5 protein-coding genes are annotated in these 5544 nt (G+C 42.4%); all 5 read left to right on the plus strand.

The genetic code is table 11. The features are described from left to right. Positions 1-376 (plus strand): DUF190 domain-containing protein (locus ABZB17_RS19755; RefSeq protein WP_372652844.1); only part of this gene is annotated, 376 nt, incomplete at its 5' end. 304 nt (positions 377-680) lie between these two features. Next, positions 681-1373, plus strand: coding sequence for an iron-sulfur cluster assembly scaffold protein (locus ABZB17_RS19760; protein WP_045029722.1), 693 nt, complete (start codon positions 681-683; stop codon positions 1371-1373). Between the two features lie 12 nt (positions 1374-1385). Further along, positions 1386-2378 carry a GGGtGRT protein gene (locus tag ABZB17_RS19765; RefSeq protein WP_372652846.1) on the plus strand — a complete coding sequence of 331 codons (993 nt, stop codon included), beginning with the start codon at positions 1386-1388 and terminating at the stop codon, positions 2376-2378. 154 nt (positions 2379-2532) lie between these two features. Continuing rightward, complete coding sequence (locus ABZB17_RS19770) at positions 2533-3000, plus strand: C-GCAxxG-C-C family protein (protein WP_372652848.1); 468 nt, start codon at positions 2533-2535, stop codon at positions 2998-3000. A gap of 732 nt (positions 3001-3732) precedes the next feature. Then, entirely contained in the window at positions 3733-5031 is a 1299-nt protein-coding gene (eno, locus tag ABZB17_RS19775) for a phosphopyruvate hydratase (RefSeq protein ID WP_372652850.1), read from the plus strand. Positions 5032-5544 lie beyond the last annotated feature (513 nt).

Below are 5544 nucleotides of genomic sequence, written 5' to 3' on the forward strand. Positions count from 1 at the left end.
CAACGCGATGAAAACAACAGAAAAAACAGGAATCCTGAAGATCTACATTGGAGAATCGGATAAAATAAATGGCCGGGTGTTGTTTGAAGAAATTGTGTTTGAAGCACGAAATGCCGGTTTGGCCGGTGCCACCGTTTATAAAGGTATAATGTCGTTTGGTGCCAGCCACAGTATACACACCATGAAGATTTTTGCCTTGTCGGGCGATTTGCCCGTTACCATTGAAATTATTGACAACATTGACAAGATTGACCGCTTTATTGAAAAGCTAAACCAAATACTTGACAACAGCCAGCGCGGCGGGCTGGTAACTTTCCAGGAACTGGATGTTGTTCGTTACGAAAAAGGGCTAAAATACCGCGAAGAATATCATTAATACGCCATGCTCTCCCCCATCCTCTTTTTACTCTTTTGCAGCTGCAAATTGTACCGATTTAAGTTCGGTTGTTAAACACATGAAACTCAAACAGCAATAAGCAATTCAAGACCTTTTAATCCTTTACTTTCAATACTTTAACTAAACGTTAATAAACAAAATGTAGTTTCCAATAAGCATTTTTAGTGGGTACTGTAGAACAATTATTTAATATTTTCACGCCGCAGTTAAGACAGACCTAAAAGCTCGGAATTTAGAGCCTATTTAGCTGTTTCAGCAAAAAAACCAGAAAATAAATATTAATATGAGTTTTACACACGAAGTTGAAGGTATGATTTGCGTTGCTAAGGGAGCAAATCATGGCCCGGCTCCAATTCCACAGGAAGGAAGTTGGACTAAAGCCAAAGAAGTTACAGACATTTCGGGTTTAACCCACGGTGTTGGTTGGTGTGCGCCACAGCAAGGTGCATGTAAATTAACATTGAATGTTAAGGAAGGAATTATTGAAGAGGCGTTGATTGAAACTATCGGTTGTACCGGTATGACTCACTCAGCTGCAATGGCTTCAGAAATTCTTCCCGGAAAAACAATCCTTGAAGCATTGAATACCGACCTTGTTTGTGATGCTATTAACACTGCAATGCGCGAGTTATTCCTTCAGATCGTTTACGGTCGTTCACAAACTGCTTTCTCAGAAGGTGGTCTGCCGATCGGTGCCGGTCTTGAAGACTTGGGTAAAGGTTTACGCGGTGTTACCGGAACTTTGTACGGAACATCGGCAAAAGGACCACGTTACCTTGAAGTAGCTGAAGGTTATGTATCTAAAATCGGTTTAGATGCTGATAACGAAATTATCGGTTACGAGTTTGTTCAGCTTGGAAGAATGATGGACATGATTAAGTCGGGTAAAGATGCTAACGAAGCATTGAAAGAAGCTACCGGAACTTACGGACGTTTCGCCGATGCAGTAAAAACCATTGACCCACGTAAAGAATAGGAGGAAAGAATTATGCCATTATTTGAAAGTTACGATAGAAGGATTAAACAGATTGAAGCTGTTTTAAATTCATATGGAATTTCTTCAGTAGAAGAAGCAAAACAAATTTGCGACGACAAAGGTGTTGATGTATACCAAATTGTAAAAGATACTCAGCCTATCGCATTCGAAAACGCAATGTGGGCTTATATCGTTGGTGCTGCAATTGCCATTAAAAAAGGCCAGACTGTGGCTTCAGAGATTGCTGCAACTTTAGGCGAAGGTTTACAGGCTTTCTGTATTCCGGGATCGGTTGCTGACGACAGAAAAGTAGGTATCGGTCATGGTAACCTGGCTGCAATGTTGTTGCGCGAAGAAACTAAGTGTTTCGCACTGTTGGCTGGTCACGAATCATTCGCTGCCGCTGAAGGTGCAATTAAAATTGCCAACTTCGCTAACCGCGTTCGTAAAGAGCCTTTACGTGTAATCCTTAACGGATTAGGAAAAGACGCTGCAAAAATTATCTCACGTATCAACGGTTTTACTTACGTTCAAACTAAATTCGACTACGTTACAGGCGAAGTTGTAGAAGTTAGCCGTAAGCGTTATTCTGAAGGATTACGTGGCGAAGTAAACTGCTACGGTGCCGACGATGTACGCGAAGGTGTTGCTATTCTTCATAAAGAAGGTGTTGATGTATCGATTACCGGTAACTCAACTAACCCAACTCGTTTCCAGCACCCGGTTGCAGGTACGTACAAAAAAGAGTGTTTAGAGCAAGGTAAAAAATACTTCTCAGTTGCTTCTGGTGGTGGTACTGGTCGTACGCTTCACCCGGATAACATGGCTGCCGGTCCTGCTTCATACGGTATGACTGACACTATGGGACGTATGCACTCTGATGCTCAGTTCGCCGGTTCTTCATCAGTTCCTGCTCACGTTGAGATGATGGGATTGATCGGAATGGGTAACAACCCGATGGTTGGTGCTTCTGTTGCTGTTGCAGTAGCAGTTTCGCAAGCTTAAAAGAGTGGCTTTGCCACTTCAACGATAAACACAAAGGCACAAAGACACGAAGTTAATTTCGTTGGCTTTGTGCTTTTTTTGTTGTGAAAAAATTCTTATTAAAGGCATAAAGTTTGAACGAAATCAATAGCTTCGCATTTTTATTATTAATCATATGTGCATAACGCTAAATACCACAAAAGAATTTATCATTGAAGAGGCATTAAATCGTTTTGATGAAGGCTATGCTTGTTCGCAGTCGGTGTTACTCGCTTTTGCCGATCATTTTAAACTGGATAAAACCATGGCCAAGCGCATTTCATCTACATTTGGCGGAGGAATGGGACGCTTACGTGAAACCTGTGGAGCTGTTACCGGCGGTTTTATGGTTCTGGGACTGGCATTCGGTAACGAAGAACCAAAAGACCTGGACACCAAACTGAACAGCTACACAAAAGTTCGCGAATTAAACAAACTGGTGGAGGATATTCACGGAACTACAAATTGCCGCCAGCTATTAATTAAACACGCTACCGAAGCTCAGGTTAAAGACCGGAAGCACCACAAAATTATTTGCCGGAAAGTAGTTGGCGATGCCACTGCTCTTGTTTATGATATTCTGAAAGAAAATAATGAGATCTAGCACACAAAATGCCCCTTTTGCAGGTCACGTTGTTCGCCAGCTAATGAATTCAAGTATCTAAGCATAAGTAACTAACTTTTTGCCTTATCAGGCCGATTCTACTCTTTGGCTTAGCCCAAACAGTAGACAGAAAATCCAAGGCTGCGCCCGCTTCCCTCGGAAAAGCTACGCGTTGCCGTCTAAAATTCCTGAAACTCGTCGTCCCTCCTCAAGCATCAGTAATTTTTTACGCCGTCACCACTTGTTTTCCGGCTCATCGGACGAGGCCAGGCTCGGATGTAGCAGACGTTGCATTAAAGGACGGCCTCTTTTGGTCCTTGCCCGGAGTTGAAGTAAAACCTTAATGAGAGCGGGAAGCTCCGAGGAATCGAGGAGATCACCCGTCCGAATTTTGGTTTTACAAAAACGTAGGGAAAAGACTAAAAGCAGCCTTGATCTTTTTGCTTCGTTTTTGCATCAAGGCAAAAATGAAGGCCTCCGGCAGGAAATTAATTACCCAACAGACTTTACTGATGATTAGCAAAGTTCTCCGAATTCATAAACAGACCATTGTCCCTACGTTCGGGGACATGATATTGTAAACCAATTTAATGATCTTAAATTCACCTAAAAAAGGAGTAAACTATTCGTTAATCTTCGTAATTTCGTGAAACAATTTAAGCGCCTCAGCGTTTACAATCCTGTAATTGCACTAGCAATCTTGAAAAGTTAAATAAATAAAAACTACTTACAATGTTAATTAGCGACGTAAAAGCAAGAGAGATTATCGATTCTCGTGGTAACCCAACTGTTGAAGTTGATGTATTACTCGAAAGTGGTGCATTCGGCCGTGCGGCTGTTCCGTCAGGAGCGTCAACCGGCGAAAACGAAGCACTTGAATTACGTGATGGCGACAAAAGCCGTTACTTAGGAAAAGGCTGTTTAAAAGCAGTTGCAAACGTTAACGACGTTATTGCAAAAGAAATTATTGGTATGGATGCTACCGACCAGGTGGCTATCGATAGCAAATTATTGGAACTCGATGGCACAAAAACAAAATCTAACTTAGGTGCAAACGCTATGTTAGGTGTTTCGTTGGCAGTAGCAAAAGCGGCTGCCGAGTACTCTGAGCTTCCATTATACAAATACATTGGCGGAACTAATGCAAAAACATTGCCTGTTCCGATGATGAATATCATTAACGGTGGTTCGCACTCCGATGCCACTATCGCTTTCCAGGAATTTATGATCCGCCCGATTGGTGCGCCTACTTTCCGCGAAGGTTTGCGCATGGGTGCTGAAGTTTTCCACGCACTGAAAAAAGTATTGGCAGCTAAAAACCTTTCAACTGCCGTTGGCGACGAAGGCGGTTTTGCTCCAATGTTAGGCGGTACCGAAGAGGCGATCGAATCAATTCTTACTGCCATTAAAAACGCAGGTTACAAGCCGGGCCGTGCCGAAGATGGTGGCGATGTTTCTATCGCTATGGACTGTGCTTCATCAGAGTTCTACAAAAATGGTGTTTACGATTACAGCATTTTCGAGCCAAACGGTGTAAAACGTACTTCTGATGAACAAGCTGCTTACCTGGCTGAATTGATCTCAAAATACCCGATCGACTCAATTGAAGACGGTATGGACGAAGGCGACTGGGACGGATGGGTAAAACTGAACGCTGCTATTGGCGACAAATGCCAGCTGGTTGGCGACGACCTTTTTGTAACCAACGTTGAGTACCTGCAAAAAGGTATCGAATTGGGTGCTGCGAACTCAATCCTTATTAAAGTAAACCAAATTGGTACGTTAACCGAAACATTAGATGCCATTGAAATGGCGCACCGTGCAGGTTATACTTCAGTAACTTCTCACCGCTCGGGTGAAACTGAAGATTCAACAATTGCCGACATTGCAGTGGCTACCAACTCTGGTCAGATTAAAACAGGTTCGATGAGCCGCTCAGACCGTATGGCAAAATACAACCAGCTGCTTCGTATTGAAGAAGAATTGGGTGCAAGCGCCATTTACGGATACAAAAAAATCTACAAGAAGTAAGAATACTTTTTAGATAATTCTGAAAACCGTTCCGTCAGTTGACGGAGCGGTTTTTTTATGCCCAAAGTTAGGATAACGTTTAAACATGCAGTAGAACTTATTGAGAGAAATCCTGAATGCTCTACCCTTTTGTCTGTCGACATTTTCCCTTACAAAGGGAAAAAAGCTTTTTAACCAGGATAAACGAAAATTTGTTGCGAGCTACCAGAGTTGCCATTAAATGGCTCCCCTTGATAGGGGAGCTCCCGATAGGGTGAAGGGTAAAGCATAGCAGATAAAATGCAATGTTATTAGAGAAGGATAATCTTACTCACTTTTCGTTTTCTTACGAAGAAAAATTAATCGAATACTCTTGAACAAACCACCCCTCCAACTTGCTTTACTAATAAGAATAATAAACTTACAACGCATGATAAAAAAAGCAGCGATATTCACCTTTTTACTTTTTGTTACAGCAGTGGCAATGGCACAAGTACCAAGTGGTATTCCTTCGGGCACCCCTGAGCCTCTGGA

Source organism: Draconibacterium sp. (assembly GCF_041583095.1).
Classification (GTDB): Bacteria; Bacteroidota; Bacteroidia; order Bacteroidales; family Prolixibacteraceae; genus Draconibacterium.

What these genes read in the sequence shown, in the direction of transcription:
- ABZB17_RS19760 (WP_045029722.1), top strand. Translation starts at nt 681, where the DNA reads ATGAGTTTTACACACGAAGTTGAAGGTATGATTTGCGTTGCTAAGGGA.
- ABZB17_RS19765 (WP_372652846.1), top strand. Translation starts at nt 1,386, where the DNA reads ATGCCATTATTTGAAAGTTACGATAGAAGGATTAAACAGATTGAAGCT.
- ABZB17_RS19770 (WP_372652848.1), top strand. Translation starts at nt 2,533, where the DNA reads ATGTGCATAACGCTAAATACCACAAAAGAATTTATCATTGAAGAGGCA.
- eno (WP_372652850.1), top strand. Translation starts at nt 3,733, where the DNA reads ATGTTAATTAGCGACGTAAAAGCAAGAGAGATTATCGATTCTCGTGGT.